General features: G+C 38.0%; 19 protein-coding genes. 4 read left to right on the top strand and 15 right to left on the bottom strand.

Features of this window, described 5'->3' with window-relative positions:
• Nucleotides 1-82 precede the first annotated feature (82 nt).
• The 5 genes from BKO01S_RS06180 to BKO01S_RS06200 all read right to left on the bottom strand — a co-directional run bounded on the left by BKO01S_RS06180 (nucleotide 83) and on the right by BKO01S_RS06200 (nucleotide 5,000).
• Nucleotides 83-559, bottom strand: a complete 477-nt coding sequence (locus BKO01S_RS06180; RefSeq protein ID WP_066050374.1) for a MaoC/PaaZ C-terminal domain-containing protein — start codon at nucleotides 557-559, stop codon at nucleotides 83-85.
• 117 nt (nucleotides 560-676) lie between these two features.
• The gene (gene mdh, locus BKO01S_RS06185; protein ID WP_066050378.1) at nucleotides 677-1,615 is read right to left on the bottom strand and encodes a malate dehydrogenase; all 939 of its coding nucleotides are present in this window, start codon (nucleotides 1,613-1,615) and stop codon (nucleotides 677-679) included.
• A gap of 110 nt (nucleotides 1,616-1,725) precedes the next feature.
• Nucleotides 1,726-2,994, bottom strand: a complete 1,269-nt coding sequence (gene icd / locus BKO01S_RS06190) for an NADP-dependent isocitrate dehydrogenase (RefSeq protein WP_066050381.1) — start codon at nucleotides 2,992-2,994, stop codon at nucleotides 1,726-1,728.
• A gap of 186 nt (nucleotides 2,995-3,180) precedes the next feature.
• Nucleotides 3,181-4,299 carry a citrate synthase gene (citZ, locus tag BKO01S_RS06195; protein WP_066050384.1) on the bottom strand — a complete coding sequence of 373 codons (1,119 nt, stop codon included), beginning with the start codon at nucleotides 4,297-4,299 and terminating at the stop codon, nucleotides 3,181-3,183.
• Between the two features lie 242 nt (nucleotides 4,300-4,541).
• The gene (locus BKO01S_RS06200) at nucleotides 4,542-5,000 is read right to left on the bottom strand and encodes a DUF441 domain-containing protein (protein ID WP_066050390.1); all 459 of its coding nucleotides are present in this window, start codon (nucleotides 4,998-5,000) and stop codon (nucleotides 4,542-4,544) included.
• Between the two features lie 245 nt (nucleotides 5,001-5,245).
• On the opposite strand from BKO01S_RS06200, the gene ytvI reads away from it, so the two are divergent.
• Nucleotides 5,246-6,325 (top strand): sporulation integral membrane protein YtvI, encoded by a 1,080-nt coding sequence (gene ytvI / locus BKO01S_RS06205; protein ID WP_439951030.1) that lies wholly within the window; start codon nucleotides 5,246-5,248, stop codon nucleotides 6,323-6,325.
• A 28-nt stretch (nucleotides 6,326-6,353) separates the two neighbouring features.
• On the opposite strand, the gene BKO01S_RS06210 is transcribed toward ytvI, so the two are convergent.
• The 8 genes from BKO01S_RS06210 to dnaE form a co-directional block, all read right to left on the bottom strand.
• On the bottom strand, nucleotides 6,354-6,740 hold the full coding sequence (locus BKO01S_RS06210; protein WP_066050397.1) for an FxsA family protein: 387 nt from the start codon (nucleotides 6,738-6,740) through the stop codon (nucleotides 6,354-6,356).
• Nucleotides 6,741-6,832: 92 nt separating this feature from the next.
• Complete coding sequence (gene pyk, locus BKO01S_RS06215) at nucleotides 6,833-8,590, bottom strand: pyruvate kinase (RefSeq protein ID WP_066050400.1); 1,758 nt, start codon at nucleotides 8,588-8,590, stop codon at nucleotides 6,833-6,835.
• Between the two features lie 31 nt (nucleotides 8,591-8,621).
• Nucleotides 8,622-9,581 carry a 6-phosphofructokinase gene (gene pfkA / locus BKO01S_RS06220; RefSeq protein WP_066050402.1) on the bottom strand — a complete coding sequence of 320 codons (960 nt, stop codon included), beginning with the start codon at nucleotides 9,579-9,581 and terminating at the stop codon, nucleotides 8,622-8,624.
• 293 nt (nucleotides 9,582-9,874) lie between these two features.
• Complete coding sequence (gene accA / locus BKO01S_RS06225) at nucleotides 9,875-10,855, bottom strand: acetyl-CoA carboxylase carboxyl transferase subunit alpha (RefSeq protein ID WP_066050405.1); 981 nt, start codon at nucleotides 10,853-10,855, stop codon at nucleotides 9,875-9,877.
• The gene (gene accD, locus BKO01S_RS06230; RefSeq protein WP_084361978.1) at nucleotides 10,840-11,721 is read right to left on the bottom strand and encodes an acetyl-CoA carboxylase, carboxyltransferase subunit beta; all 882 of its coding nucleotides are present in this window, start codon (nucleotides 11,719-11,721) and stop codon (nucleotides 10,840-10,842) included. Before accD ends, accA begins: the two co-directional genes overlap by 16 nt.
• Before the next feature lie 144 nt (nucleotides 11,722-11,865).
• Complete coding sequence (locus BKO01S_RS06235) at nucleotides 11,866-12,429, bottom strand: FadR/GntR family transcriptional regulator (RefSeq protein WP_066050599.1); 564 nt, start codon at nucleotides 12,427-12,429, stop codon at nucleotides 11,866-11,868.
• Between the two features lie 73 nt (nucleotides 12,430-12,502).
• Complete coding sequence (ystJ, locus tag BKO01S_RS06240) at nucleotides 12,503-13,741, bottom strand: NADP-dependent malic enzyme (RefSeq protein ID WP_066050408.1); 1,239 nt, start codon at nucleotides 13,739-13,741, stop codon at nucleotides 12,503-12,505.
• A gap of 107 nt (nucleotides 13,742-13,848) precedes the next feature.
• On the bottom strand, nucleotides 13,849-17,208 hold the full coding sequence (dnaE, locus tag BKO01S_RS06245; RefSeq protein WP_066050411.1) for a DNA polymerase III subunit alpha: 3,360 nt from the start codon (nucleotides 17,206-17,208) through the stop codon (nucleotides 13,849-13,851).
• A gap of 147 nt (nucleotides 17,209-17,355) precedes the next feature.
• On the opposite strand from dnaE, the gene ytrH reads away from it, so the two are divergent.
• Nucleotides 17,356-17,688 (top strand): sporulation membrane protein YtrH, encoded by a 333-nt coding sequence (ytrH, locus tag BKO01S_RS06250; RefSeq protein ID WP_066050414.1) that lies wholly within the window; start codon nucleotides 17,356-17,358, stop codon nucleotides 17,686-17,688.
• Nucleotide 17,689: 1 nt separating this feature from the next.
• Nucleotides 17,690-18,196, top strand: coding sequence for a sporulation membrane protein YtrI (ytrI, locus tag BKO01S_RS06255; RefSeq protein ID WP_066050417.1), 507 nt, complete (start codon nucleotides 17,690-17,692; stop codon nucleotides 18,194-18,196).
• Nucleotides 18,197-18,228: 32 nt separating this feature from the next.
• Here the strand turns inward: ytrI and BKO01S_RS06260 are convergent, their stop codons facing one another.
• Nucleotides 18,229-19,161 (bottom strand): DHH family phosphoesterase, encoded by a 933-nt coding sequence (locus BKO01S_RS06260; protein ID WP_066050421.1) that lies wholly within the window; start codon nucleotides 19,159-19,161, stop codon nucleotides 18,229-18,231.
• A 116-nt stretch (nucleotides 19,162-19,277) separates the two neighbouring features.
• On the opposite strand from BKO01S_RS06260, the gene BKO01S_RS06265 reads away from it, so the two are divergent.
• A complete protein-coding gene (locus BKO01S_RS06265; RefSeq protein WP_066050426.1) occupies nucleotides 19,278-19,586 on the top strand; it encodes a YtpI family protein in 309 nt (102 codons plus the stop codon).
• A 38-nt stretch (nucleotides 19,587-19,624) separates the two neighbouring features.
• On the opposite strand, the gene BKO01S_RS06270 is transcribed toward BKO01S_RS06265, so the two are convergent.
• Nucleotides 19,625-20,944: a CBS domain-containing protein gene (locus BKO01S_RS06270; RefSeq protein WP_066050429.1), complete on the bottom strand. Its 1,320-nt coding sequence runs from the start codon at nucleotides 20,942-20,944 to the stop codon at nucleotides 19,625-19,627.
• Nucleotides 20,945-20,957 lie beyond the last annotated feature (13 nt).

Here is a 20,957-nt window from a genome sequence, read left to right on the forward strand (position 1 = left end):
TTATAATACATATTCATTTAATAAAGATAACAAAAAATTCATAAAAAAGAGACGCACTCCTTAAAAGCACGTCCATTATTAGTTAAAAGTTTTCCAAAGCATTACCATCTAATGCCTCTAATTGATGAGGAGGACAAACTAAAAGCAGCCCCTTTAAAACTTGTTCTCCCTCTTCATTTTTGCCTTCAACTGTAATTTCAATTGTATGATTGCTCATGCTTACTTCGGACACTTCAAACATGAATTCAATCATTTCATAGTGATATATTGGTTTGCTATATTCAATCTCCTGCTTTAGGATATGACTCCCTGGTCCAGGCAAATATTTAGATACTGCAGAAGTAACAATTCCAGTTAACATAATACTTGGCACCAGTGGCTTCTTAAAGGGAGTTTGCGAAGCATAGTCATGCTGAATATACAACGGATTCGCATCATTCGTTAGTCCAAGATACAGTAGTAAGTCCTTATCCTCAATCTTTTCTGTCAGGGAAAGTTTTTCTCCTTTAGAAATTTCATTAATTCTCCGACCCAATTTTCTCTTTTTACCTAACAACATGGTGACGATACCTCCAATAAACGAAATCGTTCTCAGATCGAATCTAATGCATCTATTATAACAAAAGTATAGAGGTACAAAAAATTCGGGGAAAAGAACCCCGAATTTCATTTTTTATTAAACTAAAACATCCATTACATTTCTTACAGCAGCTGCTGATTTATCTAAATCATTCTTTTCCTCATCTGTTAGCTCTAGCTCAATTACTTGTTCTATTCCATTAGCTCCTAGGATGGTTGGTACTCCCAAGTAGATCCCTTTGTATCCGTACTCTCCCTCAAGATAGGCAATGGATGGAAGGACGCGACGCTGATCTTTTAAGATTGCCTCACACATTTCTACTAGAGATGCTGCAGGTGCATAGTAAGCACTTCCATTTCCCAGCAGGTTCACAATCTCTCCTCCACCTTTTCTTGTACGCTCAACAATTGCCTCTAATCGGTCCTTTGGAATTAAAGTCTCCAGTGGAATTCCACCAGCGTAAGAGTAACGAACAAGCGGAACCATATCATCACCATGTCCACCTAGTACAAAGCCAGTGATATCTTTAACTGACAAGTTTAACTCTTGCGCTACAAATGTACGGAATCGTGCCGTATCTAATACACCTGATTGGCCAATGACGCGATTTTTGGGGAAGCCAGTTTCTTTAAAAACTGTGTAAGTCATCGCATCTACTGGGTTTGTTAGAACGATAATCGTACAATTCGGTGAATACTTAGCTATTTCAGACGCAACTGATTTCATAACCTTTTGGTTTGTTTGAACAAGATCATCCCGACTCATTCCTGGCTTTCTGGCAATGCCAGCTGTAATTACAACAATATCAGAATCCTTCGTATCTGCATAATTCGCAGTACCAGTAATATTTGCATCAAACCCTAGAACAGGACTTGCTTCAAGCATATCCAAAGCCTTTCCCTTTGTTGGATTCTCCATTTGCGGAATATCTAGCAAAACAACATCTCCAAGTTCCTTCTGAGCAAGTAAAAAAGCTGTTGTAGCTCCAGTAAAGCCCCCACCAATTACAGAAATCTTCTTACGTTTCATTGACATAACCTTTTCCCCCTACATTTTAAAAGTTATTGCCCTTTTCGTCATCTTAAAATAACAACTAAGTATCTTAATTAAAGGCTGTTCTAAAATAGAACAGCCTTTATAAAAAATTAATCCATGTTCTTAATAAGTACATCTCCAAATTCAGAGCACTTTACTTCTGTTGCTCCGTCCATTAAACGAGCAAAGTCGTAAGTAACCACTTTAGACGCAATTGACTTCTCCATAGAATCAATGATCAGTTTCGCTGCTTCATTCCAGCCAAGATGTTCAAGCATTAACACACCAGAAAGAATGACGGATGAAGGATTTACTTTATCTAATCCTGCGTACTTTGGTGCTGTACCATGTGTAGCCTCAAAGATAGCATGGCCTGTTACGTAGTTGATGTTTGCTCCAGGAGCAATTCCAATCCCACCCACTTGTGCAGCAAGCGCATCCGAAATATAGTCTCCGTTAAGATTCATCGTTGCAACTACATCAAACTCACGTGGACGAGTTAGAATCTGTTGAAGGAAGATATCTGCAATGGCATCCTTCACAATGATTTTCCCTTGAGCTTCCGCATCAGCTTGAGCTTGGTTAGCCGCTTCAGTGCCCTTTTCATCTTTAATACGATCATACTGTGCCCATGTAAACACTTTATCACCGTATTCTCTCTCAACAAGCTCATAACCCCAGTTCTTAAACGCACCTTCAGTAAATTTCATGATATTCCCTTTATGAACAAGAGTTAGAGATTTACGTCCCTCTTTAATAGCATACTCAATTGCAGCACGAACTAGACGAGCAGTTCCTTCTTCAGAAACTGGCTTGATACCAAGTCCTGATGTTTCTGGGAAGCGGATCTTATTTACGCCCATTTCATTTTGAAGGAAAGAGATAAGCTTTTTCACTTCATCCGAACCTTTGGCATACTCAATGCCAGCGTAAATGTCTTCTGTATTTTCACGGAAGATTACCATATCCGTATCTTGTGGACGTTTAACTGGCGAAGGAACTCCTTCAAACCAGCGAACTGGACGTAAGCATACATATAAATCAAGTTCTTGGCGAAGAGCAACATTCAATGAACGAATTCCGCCACCAATTGGAGTTGTTAAAGGTCCTTTAATAGCAATCAAATATTCGTTGATCAATTCCAACGTTTCGTTTGGAAGCCATTCTCCTGTTTGATTGAATGCCTTTTCTCCTGCAAGTACTTCTTTCCATACAATCTTCTTTTCACCGTTATAAGCTTTTTCAACAGCAGCATCTAGCACCTTAGAAGCAGCAGCCCAAATATCAGGCCCAGTGCCGTCTCCTTCAATAAATGGTACTACTGGATGATTTGGTACATTTAAAACTCCATTAGTTACTGTAATTTTTTCACCTTGCATATTATAGTTCTCCCTCCATTTTGTCTAACAAAGATATGCTCACTAAAGGTCCATCATTATGTATATAGATATTTTTCCATAGTGGGCAACATTAGAATCAAAGGTTAGAGCCAAATGCCTCTAACCTCCCTCTCTCTATTACAGCAATATTTTAACTAAAAGTAAAATGCTGTATCCTATTTAATTTTATCCTCTTTGCTCAATCGCCACATATTTTTGCATTCCAGGACCAGTGTAGTCTGCTCTTGGACGAATTAATCGATTATTTTCATATTGTTCTAGAATATGAGCTAACCATCCAGATACGCGGCTTACTGCAAAGATTGGGGTAAATAAATCGTGGTCAATTCCTAAGCTATGATATACAGAAGCAGAATAGAAGTCTACATTTGGTGGAAGATTCTTTTCACCCGTAACAATGTTCTCAATACTTGTGGACATTTCAAACCAATGTGGTTCGCCTGTTAAGTTGGTGAGTTTCTCTGCCATAAGCTTTAGGTGCTTTGCACGTGGGTCTCCTTTTCGGTAAACACGGTGCCCAAAGCCCATAATTTTTTCCTTGTTCGCTAATTTGCCACGAACATAAGTATCCACATTTTCTAATGTTCCAATCTCAGTTAGCATCTTCATTACAGCTTCATTCGCTCCACCGTGCAAAGGACCTTTTAATGCTCCTATAGCCGATGTTACTCCAGAGTATACATCCGATAAAGTTGCTACACATACACGTGCTGTGAATGTAGATGCATTTAATTCATGGTCCGCATGAAGGACAAGTGCTTTATTGAATGCTTCAATTGCAATCGGTTCAGGCTCTTTTCCTGATAACATATAAAGGAAATTGGCTGCGAAGCTTAAATCAGTTCTTGGTGGAATTGGCTCCAACCCTTTTCTGATACGTGCAAAAGCTGTCACAATTGCAGGCATTTTCGCTTGAAGACGGATTGCCTTTCTGTAGTTCGCTTCTTCTTCCATTACATCGCTTTCTTCATCGTATAAACCTAATAACGATACAGCTGTTCGAAGCGCAGCCATTGGATGTACTTCATTAATTGGGAATAACTTAAAATGATCAAGAACTTGTTTTGGTAGCTCTGCATTTACCGCCAACTGGCTTTTTAACTCTGCAAGTTCTTGCTGCGTAGGAAGTCTTCTATGCCAAAGAAGATAGATTACTTCTTCAAAGCTGGCATTCTCTGCTAAATCATCAATATCGTACCCTACGTATGTTAGTGTATCATCAATGATTGAACTTACAGAGGAAGTCGTAGCTACTACCCCTTCAAGACCGCGTGTTGCTGTCATATTGTCCCTCTCCTTTACAAAGTGATTCGCTAACCCTTCTAAATTCTCTGAGTTATTAAAAATATTAACATTATAGATAACTATAAGACTATAAATTTTTCACATCCATAAAAAGGATGCGCTTACAAGTCCTATTATAAACAATTATCTGACATTTGTGAACGAAAACAGCTTAAAATGTGAAAAAATTAATATTTTATTAGAAAAACTTAAGCCTAGTAATTCATAAAACTTATCACCTTTTAGAAGAGTTCAAAAAACTTCATTGCCAAATAGGCAATGCCCGCACCGATTAAAGGTCCTACAGCAACACCCTTAAAAAGAGAAACAGCCAAGATTGTTCCTAAAACAAGAGCGGTAGTAATGTGGGGGTCCTTCGCTAGAAGTGTGATTCCTCCTTTTGCTATTAGTGCCACTGCCATTCCAGATACTAAAGCAATCCATGCGTATGGCGATTTGAATGCAGATGTTAGCTCTTTGAAACCAATTTCCCCACTTGCAATAGGAGCTAACACCGCGAAAGTAATAACCGTTACTCCCCAATTAATCCCTTTTGATTGGATATAGGAAAATATCTTTGAATCGACACCTATTATTTTAAGTATTAAAAGTACCCCAACTGCAAGAATTAGTGATTGGTTTTTTGCGATAAAACCAATTATTAATAGTATGAGCAAGAATAAGCTAGCTTGTGTTTGCAATTTCAAGGCCCCCTTCGTATAGACATTATTCTAACATAGGAAAACTCAGCCAAAAACAATCTGATTTTTGTTTTTGACTATCCGCTAAATTTGTCGAAAATCAGGAAAATATTATTCCTCTTAAACAAAACTTTCCATATTCTTGATACGTAGGTAAAATAAAGATAAAACAAGTTTCCCATTCAATCATTATTAGGAGGACGATTAATCTGAATCTCACCTACTTATTTAGAACTATGCGCTTCATGATCGTAATTGTTAGTGTCGTCTTGTCCGTTTTTATCCTAATTCAAATTTCAAAGGTTACATATCCTTTTATCATCGGCCTTTTAATTGCTTTTATGCTGAATCCATTTGTAAATTTTTTAGAAAGTAAAGGTCGGTTACCTAGAACGCTCGCTGTATTGATTGGGATTATCATTATTTTCGCTTTATTTGCAGGATTTATTACTCTTTTAATCGCGGAAATTGTATCTGGCGCAGACTATTTAGCTGATGTGGTTCCAAGACATTTAGATACTCTGATTAACTTTATCGAGGACTTTTTTGCTGCACAAATTATTCCTCTTTATAATCAATTAACAAGTCTATTTAATTCATTAGATACCGGTCAGCAGGATACGATACTAACAAATATACAAAATGTCGGGAGAACCATTGGTTCAACAATAGGCAATTTTATACAAAGTTTCTTTGGAAATATTCCTAATATACTATCTTGGTTTCCGAATGCTGCAACTGTAGTCATTTTTTCCTTGTTGGCAACTTTTTTCATCAGTAAAGATTGGTATCGTCTGTCACGGTTTAGTAATAAGATCATTCCAAGTCGAGCCAAGAGTAGTACAAAGAGGGTACTTGAGGACCTAAAAAAAGCACTTTTCGGATTTATTAAAGCTCAACTCACATTAATCTCTATAACGACTGTAATTATCCTTATTGGGCTTCTGGTACTACGTGTAGACTATGCAATCACCATTGCTCTTGTAACGGGATTGGTTGATATTATTCCTTATTTAGGAACAGGTGCTGTATTTGTTCCGTGGATCATTTACGAGGCGATCGCAGGGGAGATGAGTTTAGCTATTGGCTTAGGTGTTTTGTATCTTGTTGTTCTTGTTCAACGACAAGTAATGGAGCCAAAAGTATTATCTTCAAACATAGGACTAGATCCTCTTGCAACTTTAATTGCTCTATTTGTTGGATTCAAGTTAATTGGCTTTTTAGGATTAATCGCTGGACCAGTTACTCTGGTTATTATCACAACCCTACATAGAGCTCATGTATTTAAAGATGTTTGGTCATACATAATGGGTAAAGAAGCATAAAAGTCCATTCGTTGGGAATGGACTTTTATCATTTTATAATCTTAATTCTTCCTTTGTTCATCCAATTGTTAAATGCCTTGCTGAGTATGGTTTTAAAGAATTTTCTTGTTGGAGGTGCTAGTAATAGGAAACCGGTTGCATCCGTTATAAATCCGGGTGTTAGAAGAAGTGTCCCCCCGATAATGATACAAATGCCATCCAACAGAACATCACCTGGCATTTGTCCTGACTGAAGGAGATGTTGAGCCTTTCTTATCGTGTCTAACCCTTGTTGCTTTGCTAAGTAGGCACCTAGCAAGCCTGTAAGAATGATAAGGGCTATGGTCGTCCAGATACCAATAGTCTTACCTGATAATAACAAAAGACCGATTTCTGCTGCAGGTACGATAATTAATAATAAAACGATATAACGCAAAAAAATCGCCTCCTAGTTGTCCTTATATTATAGGGTTATTTATAAAAAACAGCAAAAAAGAAGCAGCCATTTAGGCTACTTCTTCTTTCATTTTATAGAACGCTTGCGTGGCCGTTATAAATGACACCATGTGAAGCATCAATTGTAACCTCTTGACCATCCTTTAAGCTAGTAGTTGCTCCTTCTGCTCCTACGATAACTGGAATACCAAGGCTAAGCCCTACTACTGCAGCATGGCTAGTTAAACCACCTTCTTCAGTAACTAACGCACTACACTTCTCAATAGCTGGAACCATATCTGCATCAGAGCCAATGGTAACAAGGATAGAACCTTCTGTTACTTTTTCTAACGCTTCTTTTGCTGAGTTAGCAATAACTACCTTACCAAAAGCTGTTTTTCTACCAATTCCTTGAGCTTTTAATAAAACATCGCCAACAACATGGATTTTCATTAGGTTTGTTGTACCTTTAACATTTACTGCTCCTGCAGTAATAACCACTAAGTCACCACGTGAAACGATTCCACTGTTTAAGCTCTCCTCTACTGCTGTATCAAGCATTTCGTCAGTAGTAGTAGATTTAGTACCGATTTGAGGATATACACCCCAAGCAAGTGATAAACGACGTGAAACACCATCATCAGATGTAACTGCCACTATAGGAGCTTTCGGACGGTATTTAGAGATCATTCTAGCTGTATGACCACTTTCGGTTGGAGCAATAATTGCGTTCGCATCAAGATTTAATGCCGTATGTGCAACAGATTGTCCAATTGCATCCGTAATATTATGTTCATTGTCCTTACTACGGTTAGATAAAATTTCTTTATGATCCAATGCTGATTCCGCACGAGATGCGATGTTATGCATAGTTTGAACCGCTTCTACTGGATACACACCAGCTGCAGTTTCTCCAGAAAGCATAATTGCGTCTGTTCCATCAAAAATCGCATTTGCCACGTCACTTGCTTCCGCTCTTGTTGGACGTGGGTTACGTTGCATAGAATCTAGCATTTGAGTTGCCGTAATTACCGGCTTCCCTTGTGCGTTACACTTTTTAATTAAGCTCTTTTGAACTAGAGGAACCTCTTCTGCTGGAATTTCTACTCCTAGGTCACCACGTGCAACCATTAATCCATCAGAAATTTCAAGAATTTCGTCGATTTTATCAACACCCTCTTGATTTTCAATCTTAGGAATAATGTGGATATGAGTCGCATTATGCTCTTCTAACAAACGACGAATTTCAAGAACATCAGATGCACGGCGTACGAATGAAGCTGCAATAAAGTCGATATCTTGCTCAATCCCGAACTTAATATCGTTAGCATCCTTCTCCGTAATTCCTGGAAGATTTACAGAAACACCAGGAACGTTTACACCTTTTTTATTTTTAAGCGTTCCAGTATTTAAGATTTTAGTATGAATTTCACTAGCTGCACGGTCGATCTTTGTTACTTCTAAACCGATTAAGCCATCATCTAATAAAATCTTTGAACCTTCGTGTACATCATCAATTAATCCAGGATATGTAATCGAGAATTTATCAACCGTGCCTTCAACTTCTGTCATTGAAACAATTACATCGTTTCCTGCCACTAACTCAATTGCACCATCTACCATATTATTTGTACGGATTTCTGGACCTTTTGTATCCAATAATATAGCAACTGTTTTTCCAGTTTGTTTTGCAGCTTCACGAATATTTCTAATACGAGCACCGTGCTCTTCATGATCACCATGAGAGAAATTTAAACGAGCAACATTCATTCCAGCTTCGATTAACTGTGTTAATTTTTCTACACTTTCACTTGCTGGACCAATAGTACAAACAATTTTCGTTTTACGCATTAATTGTGGACCTCCTATTATTATAAAAACGTTAAATGGATAGCTCTTTTGACAAGTTGTACATACTTTGATTCACTGTATGTTTTCTAGTTAAGATCTCGATGATATCATGGTCAATGAGCTCATTTTTTTCAATTCCTACCGCTCTTCCGCCTTTACCTTGTAACAATAATTCAACTGCAAATGCACCTAGACGACTAGCAAGCACTCTATCTGCTGCAGTAGGTGATCCACCACGTTGAATGTGACCTAATACAGAAACACGCGTGTCAAGGTCGGTTGCATCCTTGATTTTCTTACTGAATTCAACACCACTACAAACACCTTCGGCAACAATGATGATACTGTGTTTCTTACCACGTTCATGGCCACTTTTCAAGCGAGCAGCAATCTCATCCATGTCATATCCAACTTCAGGGATAATGATTGTTTCAGCTCCTCCTGCAAGTCCTGCCCAAAGAGCAATATCTCCTGCATCTCTTCCCATTACTTCAATGATAAAAGCTCTGTCATGAGAAGTTGCTGTATCGCGGATTTTGTCTACTGCATCGATAACTGTATTTAAAGCAGTATCGAATCCGATTGTATAATCAGTACCTGGGATATCATTATCAATTGTACCTGGAACTCCTATACAAGGAAAGCCTTGCTCTGTTAATGCCTTTGCACCTCTATAAGATCCATCGCCACCAACAACAACTAAGCCTTCAATCCCAAATTTCTTTAACTGCTCAATTCCTTTTTGCTGACCTTCTTTTGTTTTAAACTCCTCACAACGAGCAGAATAAAGCATGGTTCCCCCACGGTGAATAATATCACCCACGGAACCTAGTTCTAATTTTTTGATATTTCCGCTAATTAAGCCTGAGTAACCATTATACACTCCATAGACTTCCATATCATGAAAAATTGCTTTACGAACGACTGCACGCACAGCAGCGTTCATACCTGGTGAATCTCCACCACTTGTTAACACACCGATTCTTTTCAATGCAAATCACCTCTGTATTGGATTGTTGAAGTATTATGTATAGTGAGAAGATGAATAATACGACACGTGATGCACTACTATTATTTACAGAATACCCGGGAATATTTCTAAAATACCATGAAGAAACAATGTTCTCAACTCTATCATAAACATAAAATTAATAGACGAAATAGTTTTTTTATTGAAAGCGCTTAATACCATCGTTTTTTTCTAAAAATGTTCATAATTCTATTTTCATTGTAATTTAATTGGGATTTCTCTAAAAAAAAGAAAAAGAGTGTGCCGAAACACACTCATCCATTTACACCTATATATTCATGCAAAAATGTATATTTACCCATACTTTTGTATTTTTCATACCTTAATTCCAGCAGTTCATTATCTGTTAGTTGAAGTAACTGCTTTAATGATTGTTGGATGGTTTCCTTAATACTTTCGGCTTGAGCTTTTACGTCTTTATGGGCTCCACCTCGTACCTCAGAAATTATTTCATCAATAATTCCAAGTTCTTTTAAATCTGGAGCGGTAATTTTCATGGTTTCTGCTGCTTGTTTTGCAAGAGATGCATCTTTCCATAAAATAGCTGCAGCCCCTTCAGGAGAAATAACCGAATACGTTGAGTTTTCAAGCATATGAATATGATCGCCAACTCCAAGAGCTAGTGCTCCACCACTTCCACCTTCACCAATGACGATACAAACAATAGGTACCGTTAAGCTTGCCATTTCAAAAAGGTTTTTCGCAATAGCTTCACTCTGCCCTCTTTCTTCGGCAGCTTTCCCAGGATAAGCACCCTTTGTATCAATAAAACAAATGATAGGACGGTTAAATTTTTCCGCTTGTTTCATCAGTCTCAATGCTTTACGGTACCCTTCAGGGTGTGGCATCCCAAAATTTCTACGAATATTTTCCTTCGTATCTTTTCCTCGCTGATGACCAATAATAGTAACAGGTAAACCTTGGAATTTCGCTACTCCAGCTACAATTGCTTCGTCATCGCCAAAAAAACGATCCCCATGACATTCAATAAAATCAGAAAAGATAATGGATAGATAGTCAAGAGTAGTTGGACGAGCAGGGTGTCTCGCTATTTGCACTCTGTCCCATGGCTTCATATTGTCATAAATATCTTTTTCTAACTTTTGAAGCCTTGCCTCAAGCTTTTCAATTTCAGCTGATAAATCTACTTCTGCATTCGCAGTAAATTCCTTTAGCTCTGCAATTTTCTTTTTCAGCTCAACAACAGGTTTTTCGAATTCTAGCTCTCCAACCATTCTATTTCACCTCCTGGCTTATGAATGTCAAGCAATGTTGAAATTTTGTCCCTTAAGTCATTTCTAGGTATAACAGCATCCAGTTGACCATGCTTTAAAAGGAACTCTGCTGTTTGAAAATCCTCAGGAAGGTCTTCTCTAATGGTTTGTTCAATAATTCTTCTACCGGCAAATCCAATTAATGCACCTGGTTCAGCAAAATTATAGTCACCTAGAGAAGCAAAACTAGCAGAAACTCCACCAGTGGTTGGGTGTGTCATGATTGATATGAACAAATTACCTTCGTCGCTAAACTTTTTAAGAGCCACACTAGTCTTCGCCATTTGCATTAAGCTTAATACTCCCTCTTGCATCCTTGCTCCACCAGAAGCAGTAAAAATGATAAACGGGATGGATTGCTCACCTGCTTTTTCGATTGCTCTCGTAATTTTTTCGCCAACTACAGAGCCCATGCTTCCCATTCTAAAGGTAGAATCCATAATTGCGACTACTGCGTCATACCCTTCTATTTTACAAACACCGGTCACCACGGCTTCGTTTAAATTGGTTTTCTCTCGATCTTTTTCAAGCTTTTCTATATAATCGGGGAATCCAAGCGGGTTCTCAGAGATCATATAACGATCAAGTTCAACGAAGCTCCCTTCGTCGACGAAGCTACTAAGCCTCTCCTTTGAATTCATCGGGTGATGGTGTCCACAATGTATACAAACCTTCAGATTCTTCATTAGCTCTTTGGAATACATGATTTTCTTACAGTTTGGACACTTGGTCATTATCCCTTCTGGGACATCTTGCTTGGCTGCTTCGGTTGGAATAGTAGCATATTTTTTCTTCTTTGATTTTGTAAATAGGTCTTTAATTGGCAAGCTGAAACCTCCCCATATGTTTCTAGTATAATCTCTGTGGTCAGACCACTATTATGAAAAATAATGCCTTATTACATGAAGGCTCGTCTAGTTCTTTTTATCATGTTAGTATAATGCCACAACAAATTCTGCAGATATTTGTCGTTAATCATTCGACAGTTTTCGTAAGGAATAATAAGAACGGAGAACCTCCGCCTCTTTCCCACCTAGTAAGGCATGAACAATTGCTGAATAATACGGATTCTTCCTTTCAATTCTCGGAAGTTTTAATGCATCATAATAATCATTTAATATGGACCAAATACGATAGAAAAGATGATTATCCGCTAATTCAACAATTTTTATAAAAAACTGATCATCTGTAAACTCGGCACATTCAATCCATTCTTTTAAATTTTCTAGTTGCTCTTCATTATTTCTTCGGAGAATGAGTCTTAAACAATCTAATTCAATTAAATATTTCGTTTCAATCACATCTTGTTTTGCTTTTGTATCTTGAAGTACAAAGGTACCAAGAAGCTGTACAAGCTGGTTGCTACGAAAATCCCGTATAAATGTGCCTTCTCCTCGCCGGGTCTCAATAAGTCCTAAGAGCTCTAGAGCTCTTAAAGCCTCACGAACAGAGGAGCGTCCTACATTAAGACGCTCACAAAGTTCTCGCTCTGATGGAATTTTATCACCGGGTTTTAGGCCATCCTGCTCAATCATGATGCGAAGCTGTTTAACAATTTCTAAATAAACCTTTGAGCCTCGTTCCACTGGTTCTATTCCCACTTGTTAATCACTCGCTCTTTCCAATTACGGAAAGCTCTATTGTTCTAGCCTTAATCTCCGAAGGATCAACCTTCAATCTGGCTACACCTGTTTCCATCGCTGCCTTTGCCACTGCTGCTGCTACCTCAGGAGCTACTCGTGGATCAAATGGTGCAGGAATCACATAATCGGCGCTCAGCTCATCTCCAGAAACAAGACTAGCAATCGCTTCAACCGCTGCTACCTTCATTTTTTCATTAATATGAGTGGCTCTCACATCTAAAGCACCTCTAAAAATCCCTGGGAATGCTAGTACATTATTTACTTGGTTCGGGAAGTCAGAACGACCTGTCCCAATGACCTTAGCTCCAGCTTTTTTCGCTTCCTCTGGCATGATTTCCGGTGTTGGATTAGCCATTGCAAAAATAATTGGATCATCATTCATTGTTTGAATCATTTCTCCAGTTAAGGCTCCTGCAACGGAAACCCCTATAAACACATCCGCACCTTTTAGTGCATCTGCAAGACTACCTGTTTCTTGATTGCGGTTCGTATATTTAGCTATTTCATTTTTTATATCGTTCATTCCAAACGGTCGGCCTTCATATATAGCCCCTTTAGTGTCACACATGATAATATCACGTACCCCATAGGTATATAAAAGTTTCATAATGGCTATCCCTGCGGCACCCGCTCCGTTAGCAACTACCTTGATCTCATTCATCGACTTGCCAACTAGCTTAAGCGCATTTACTAAACCAGCAACAGTAACGATCGCTGTACCATGCTGATCATCATGAAACACAGGTATATTGGTTTCTTTTTTTAGCCTCTCCTCAATAACAAAGCAGTTCGGAGCAGCAATGTCTTCAAGGTTTATTCCACCGAATGTTGGCTCTAACAGCTTTACGGTCTCAATAATTTTTTCGACGTCAGTTGTACCCAGGCAGATTGGAAATGCATCAACTCCTGCGAAGCTTTTAAACAAAACTGCCTTCCCTTCCATTACTGGAAGTGCAGCTTCTGGACCAATATTTCCTAGTCCAAGGACAGCTGTCCCATCAGACACAACAGCAACCATATTACCCTTCATCGTATAATCATAGACCGTTTCGGGCTTATCATAAATTTCTTTACAAGGCTCGGCCACTCCTGGCGAATAGGCAAGGCTTAAATCATTTGCATTCCTTACTTGAACTTTTGATTTTGACTCGAGCTTTCCTTTGTTCAGTCTGTGCATATGTAATGCTTCTTCACGTAAAGTCAAAATGCATTCCACCCCTTAGATAATACTTTATTTTCCATCCCCATAAGTGGTCAGACCACGTATACTTACAACAATATAACATAATACAAAAGGATGTAAAGGCTGAATTACTTCAAAATGACATTATCTGAACCTAGCAACGACTTGATTTCCTTTAATAGTACTGGTGTAGGTTGAATATAATCCTCTTTGCCAAGTCTTATACTCCTTCTAGCTTCTTCGTAGTAAAGAATAACAGGTGTTTCACCACTATGCATATTCAATAGTTTCTTTAATGCGTGCAAGAATTCACCTTGCTCTTGATGTTTTTGTATTTTTAAATACAGTACGTTTTTACCTTCAACCATTTCATCGTGTTTAACTACTTCCTTGGCTGCGGATATAATTAGCTGCTTTACTCCATTTCGTTCTTCTATCTTCCCGTCAAAAATTAATATATTTCCTTGTTGAAAGAGAATTGAATATCTTTTAAGGACATTAGGAAACACAACAGCCTCCAAATCACCACTTTGATCTGATACAGTCAAAAACGCCATCGTTTCTCCCTTTTTTGTACGGATTTTCTTCAACTCAGTAACATAAACCAGAACTCTTACATTTTTTCCTACGTTAGAAATGGATGAAATGGCAATGGCTTGTTCAAATTTGGCTTCTCTCTCATATAAGGAAACTGGATGATCCGAAAGATATAAACCCAATACCTCTTTTTCCTGCATAAGCTTATCCTCTGCTCGTATCGGATCAACTTCTACATACTTAGGTTTTAGAAAGAATTCATCATCTGAAAATAAATCACCTTGAAGGGCATTCTCCGGATTTACCAGTTGCGCATGATCTAAAGCAACATCAAGACTCGCCAGTAGCACTGCTCGGTCTTCACCAAATTCATCGAAGCTGCCAGAATGAATGAGCGACTCTAATGTTTTCCGGTTAATCGATTTTGGTGATACTCGTATACAAAAATCAAAAAGATCCGTAAATTTCTTAGTTTTTCTTGAGGAGAACAATCCCTTTAAGGCAGTCATCCCAATTCCTTTTATCGCAGTTAAGCTGTATCGAATGGACTGATTTTCCACTAAGAAGGTATAGCCACTTTTGTTAATTGACGGTGGTAGAATCTGAATACCCATTTCTCTACATTCTTTTATATATTGAGCGATTTTTCCTTCATTCCCTATACTTGAGGATAATAAGGCAGCCATAAAATAAACAGGATACTTCGCTTTCAAATAGGCAAGTTGATAGGAAATAACACTGTAGGCAACTGCATGGCTCCTATTAAATCCATAGTTTGCAAATTTTACGATAAGATCGTATACCTCATTGGCAATCGTTTTCTCATAGCCTTTATTCATTGCGCCTTCAACGAAATGCTGCCTTTCTTTATCTAAAATTTCTTTTTTCTTTTTACCAACCGCTCTCCTTAATAAATCAGCTTCCCCTAAGCTAAATCCAGCCATCGTTGAGGCAATTTGCATAATTTGTTCTTGATACACAATGATTCCATACGTTTTCTCTAGAATCGGCTTCAAATCTTCATGTAAATACAAAATCGTTTCTTTCCCATGCTTTCTATTGATAAACATCGGAATATGTTCCATAGGTCCTGGACGGTATAAAGCGTTTACGGCAACAATATCTTCAAAACTACTCGGCTTTAACCGTTTTAAAACATTTCTCATTCCTTCTGATTCTAACTGAAACACACCTGTCGTTTCCCCAAGGCTTAACATGGAAAACGTCTCTTTATCATCTAAAGGAATTGCCTTTATATTTAAATCAATTCTTGCTCTCTTCTTTATCAAATCAATAATAGATTCAATAAGTGTTAAATTCCTTAAACCAAGGAAATCCATTTTTAATAGTCCGACTTCTTCTAAATCATCCATGGCAAACTGAGTAACATAAACAGATTGACTTCCTTCACTAATTGGAACTGTATTTACTAGTGGTTCCTCGGAGATGACCACCCCAGCTGCATGGGTAGAGGTGTGCCTAGGAAGCCCCTCTAACTTTACGGCTGTTTCAAACAGCCGTTGGTTTGAAGCAGACTCATTGACAAAAGCACGAAGCCTTTCCGATTGAGCATAAGCGTCCTTTAAAGAAATTCCCAACTGCGACGGCACCGTTCTTGACAAGCCCTCTAGCTCCTTTGTATTTAATCCAAAGGCTCTTCCAACGTCACGAAGGGCAGCTTTAGCAGCCAATGTACCAAAAGTAACAATTTGAGCCACATGGGCCTCGCCATACTTGTTAGCAACATACTCTATCACCTCATCGCGGCGATGATCCGGGAAATCGATATCGATATCTGGCATCGTTATTCGTTCTGGATTTAAAAACCGTTCAAATAACAAATCATATTGTAATGGGTCTACATCGGTAATATACAATACATATGACACCAATGATCCTGCTGCAGATCCTCTACCAGGACCTGTTAATATATGCTGATCACGTGAAAACCTCATAAAATCCCAAACAATTAAAAAGTAATCAGCAAATTTCATTTTCTTAATTACACTTAATTCGTAACGTAATCGATTTTTGTGTTCTTCGGTTACATGACCGTACCTTTCTGTAAGACCTTTGCTACAAAGCTTTTCTAATAATCCTTCTGCCGTTTCTCCCTCTAGTGTTGGATACTTTGGTAGCTTTTGCTTATGCAGTTCAACCATTACATTACATTCTTCAGCAATTCGCCAAGCATTTTCTAACGCTTCTGGAAAGTCTGAAAAAAGTTCGATGATCTCTGAACTCGTCTTTAAATAATATTGGTCTGTTTCCAAACGTTCTCTCTCATCATCCTGTAACTTTTCCCCATTTTTTATAGCTAACAAACACTCATGGGCAAATGAATCAGATTGTTGTAGATAACGAACATCATTTGTGACGACGGTTTGAACCGAATAAGAGTTAGCTAAAGAAACCACTTTGTTTAAAAGGCTTACTTCAACAGGGATGGCATGATTTTGTAAGGACAGATAAAAGCTATCTTCTCCAAAAATATGTTTAAATAGCTTCACACCTTGTGCTGCTTTTTCTTCCTCATTATCAATTAAATACGATTCAATTTCTCCCTCACGCCCAGGAGAAATACCAAATAAACCTGTCGCGTAATGTCTAAGCCATTTTAATGGAATACCATCCTTTGACTTTGTTTGAACCACACTGGAAATTTTCATCAAGTTTTGGAAACCAGCTTGATTTTTTGCTAAAAGAACTAATGGGTACGCCTTATTAGAAGTAATCTCACTTTGAACATCTACTGTAAGTCCAATGATTGGTTTTATCTCATGCTTTAAGCATTGTTTATAGAAGGTCACCGCACCATGCATGACATTGTAATCAGTTAATGCCAACATCGTAAAACCCTTTTCTTTTGCTTCCTTTACCAATTGTTCAACGGAAGCTGTGCTTGATAATAAACTAAACGCACTTTGCACTTGAAGGTGAACAAAAGACATATACATCACACCCTAACTGCTTCATTCTTCTTATATTATATGGGCATAAACGAAAAAAAGAAAATATGTTCGCTTCATGTTAGCTCATAAATTTTTGAGTTTGTCCATATGATGTATCAATACTCTATTGAGGTGAGGAGGATTAATATGAGCGAGCAACCGTATATATCCATTTTAATAGATGCCTATTTTATTGCACTTGGTGTTTTATTAGGCGGGGCGCTCATTGGTGGGCTCTCTGCATTTTTGACCGGAAAACCAATGCTAACAGAAATTTACCGAATATCGACTTCCATACGAATTTGGGCAATTATTGCTGCAATAGGTGGAACTTTTGATACGGTTTATAGTTTTGAAAAAGGTTTTTTAGATGGAGGTACGAAGGATATCTTTAAACAATTCCTACTTATCCTAACTGCTATGGGCGGTGCACAAACAGGAGCGACCATCATTAACTGGCTAACCCAGGAGCATATTTAATATGCGAATTCCACCTTTCTACCGACTTCGTGCTGTCCAGCAGTTTATTGCAGGCATGGCCTTAGGTGGAGTAATCAGTTGGTGTGTATTTCTTTATATTTACGGAGATTGGCAAGAAACTTACTCAAAAGAGCTAAAGCAGCAAGAAGAAACCATTAAGGATTTAGAGAAAGAGAAAAATATATGGCAAAATGACTACCGAGAATTAAATAAGAAAAACGAAGAGCTACTCATCGTCCAAGATATAAAAATCAAAATTAAAGTGAATCAAAAATATGAATTAGATTCATTTAGTATCTATGAGGTGGAAGAAGAAATTAAAGAGGATATCAATCCATTATTAAAAATGGATATTGATACTGCTTTTAAAAGTAGTGATTGGGTAAAAAAAGTAATTGAAAATCGTACACACAAAGTAAATGATAAAAGATACCAATTGAAAGTAAAAGAAATTGTGTTTTATACCACATTATCCATTCAACTCGAGATGGAATTAGCCAATAATTAAGGCAGGAACACGAAAGTTCCTGCCTATTTCTTTTACTTACAGACTTCTTCTATGTCCTTCATCACATTCGGTACTTCATCCCAGGAGAAAATAGAGGCTCCTGCTGCAAGAGGATGGCCTCCTCCTTTATACTTCTTAGCAACGCCATTAATAACGGGCCCTTTTGAACGAAGTCGAACACGAATTTGGTCATTTTCCTCAATAAAGAAAGCCCATGCTTTGATTCCTTGAACGCTACCTAGAGCACTTACAAGAAGGGAGGCATCTGCTGCTCTTACCTCGTACTGAGCAAGAAGTTCCTTTGGAAGGATCATAGAAGCTACACCCGTTTCGTTCATTTCAAAGTTTTGTAAGACATAGCCATTTAACTTAACAACATTCATTGGTAGCTCGTACATTCCATCATAAACCTCTGAACGAGAGAAGTTATATTTTATTAGCTCTCCAGCATATTGGAATGTTCGATCATTCGTACTTGGGTATAGAAATCTTCCCGTATCTCCAACAATACCGGCATATAATAGTCTTGCCGCTTGATTAGACATCTTTAATCCTTTATCTTGGCCGAATAAGTAAAGTTCATAGATCATTTCACTCGATGAGCTAGAAGTCGTATCCACCCAGACAATATCTCCATACGGATCCTCGTTTGGATGATGGTCTATTTTTATTAATTTATCCCCGGAAAGGTACCTTTGGTCACATATACGCTCTTGATTAGCCGTATCTGTAACAATCACTAAAGCACCTTTGTATGTATCATCGCTTATTTCATCAAGCTCTCTTAAATATTGGAGAGAACGCTCCTCTTGTCCAACGGTGTAAATGGTTTTGTCTGGGAAAGAAGCCTTTAAAATCTCTGCAAGTCCCCCTTGTGATCCATACGCATCTGGATCTGGCCGAACATGTCGATGAATAATGATGGTCTCGTATTGTTTAATCGTTTCAATTATTTTATCTTTCATTGCTAATCTCCTTTTTTCCTAATACTCTCTTTTTATCATAAAAAGAGAAAAAGTAGAAATTATTTTATGTACAAGGTAGAATAATGGAAGAATGTCGAAGCTTGGAGGGAAAGTATATGCCTATTTTCGTTATTATTATTGTCGTATCAATTATGTTTTATATTTTTTATAAAGTTCAGTTCTTTCGTTCTAACCGACCGGCAGAAAGGAAATGGATTTCCGCAAAAAGCAATATTGCACTTGGACTATTCATTACATCCTTTGGACTGAATCGTCTAATGATATCCCAGTCAACTGTAGTGTATATCATCGGTGCTATTTTTATTGCCCTGGGAGCTTACAATATTTGGGGTGGAATCAAAGCGTATAAGTACTTCCTTCCTCTTGCTGCAAAGGAAGCAACTGAATTAAAAAAGCAAATGTAAGAAGGGGAGTTGTTCATTTATGGAACAACTCCTTTTCTCTAGTGTCGATCAATTAACTGACACATCATCATTGCTTTTCCAACTAACACATTTTCGTTATATACTTCGACATCGACCTTCCCGAATTTTCGGCCAACCTCTAGCACCTTAGGATAAATTTCTAATACACTATCCATTTGAACTGGTTTTAGAAAATAAATCGTCATATTTTCAACGACTAAATCCCCTTTTTTATATCCTCTTAACACACCATTGGCTGCCTCTGTCACAATAGTAGTGAAAACACCATAGGATATCGTTCCAATGGAGTTAGTCATTTGAGGACTTACTTCACAGCGGAGAACGTCCTCGTTCTTTGTTTTTCCTTTGGTTACGACGAGCTGATTAGTAACAATGTCATCAATCGTTTCTCCGACTTGAGGTTGTCGTTGAATCATTTGTAAAGCCTTTAACACATCCTGTCTGCTAATGATTCCCTCTAAGCGATTATTATCGTCAACAACTGGAAGGACCTCAATCCCTTCCCATACCATCGAGTGAGCGCAGGAGGCAACACTTGTTTTTCCAGTAACAGTCATTGGATTTTTTGTCATTATTTTTTCAATGCTTGTCGTATCTGCAATTCCCATAACGTCCTTTGAAGTAACCATCCCTTGCACCCTCATTTGATGGTCGACTACCGGAAATCGGCTATGCTGTGTTTCACGATTTTTTTCATGCCAATCTTCAATCGTATCCGTTGTTTTTAAATAGATTGTCTCGTTAATCGAAGTTAAAATATCTTCAACAAGTACAATTTCTTTTTTTATTAACTGATCGTAAATGGCACGGTTAATCATTGCAGCAACCGTAAAGGTATCATAGCTAGTCGAAATAATTGGCAATTGGAGGTCATCCGCCAATCTTTTCACTTCATCCTCCGTATCAAATCCACCCGTAATGAGCACGGCAGCTCCGGCATTTAGCGCATATTCATGAGCTTTTGTCCGGTTCCCTACAATGAGCAGATTGCCTGGACCTGTGTAACGCATCATTTGTTCAAGCTTCATCGCACCAATAACAAACTTATTTAACGTTTTATGTAAACCTGTACGTCCACCAAGAACTTGTCCATCAACAATATTTACTACTTCAGCAAATGTTAGCTTTTCAATATTCTCTTTTTTCTTTCTTTCAATACGAATCGTGCCGACACGTTCAATGGTACTTACATAGCCTTTATTTTCCGCATCCTTTATGGCACGATACGCTGTCCCTTCACTTACATTAAGCGCCTTGGCAATTTGCCTTACTGAAATCTTTTCACCGATCGGTAGTTCATCAATATATTGAAGAATTTGTTCATGTTTTGTAGCCAAGACCTTCACCCTT

The organism is Robertmurraya korlensis NBRC 107688 (assembly GCF_001591645.1).
Classification (GTDB): Bacteria; Bacillota; Bacilli; order Bacillales; family Cytobacillaceae; genus Robertmurraya_A.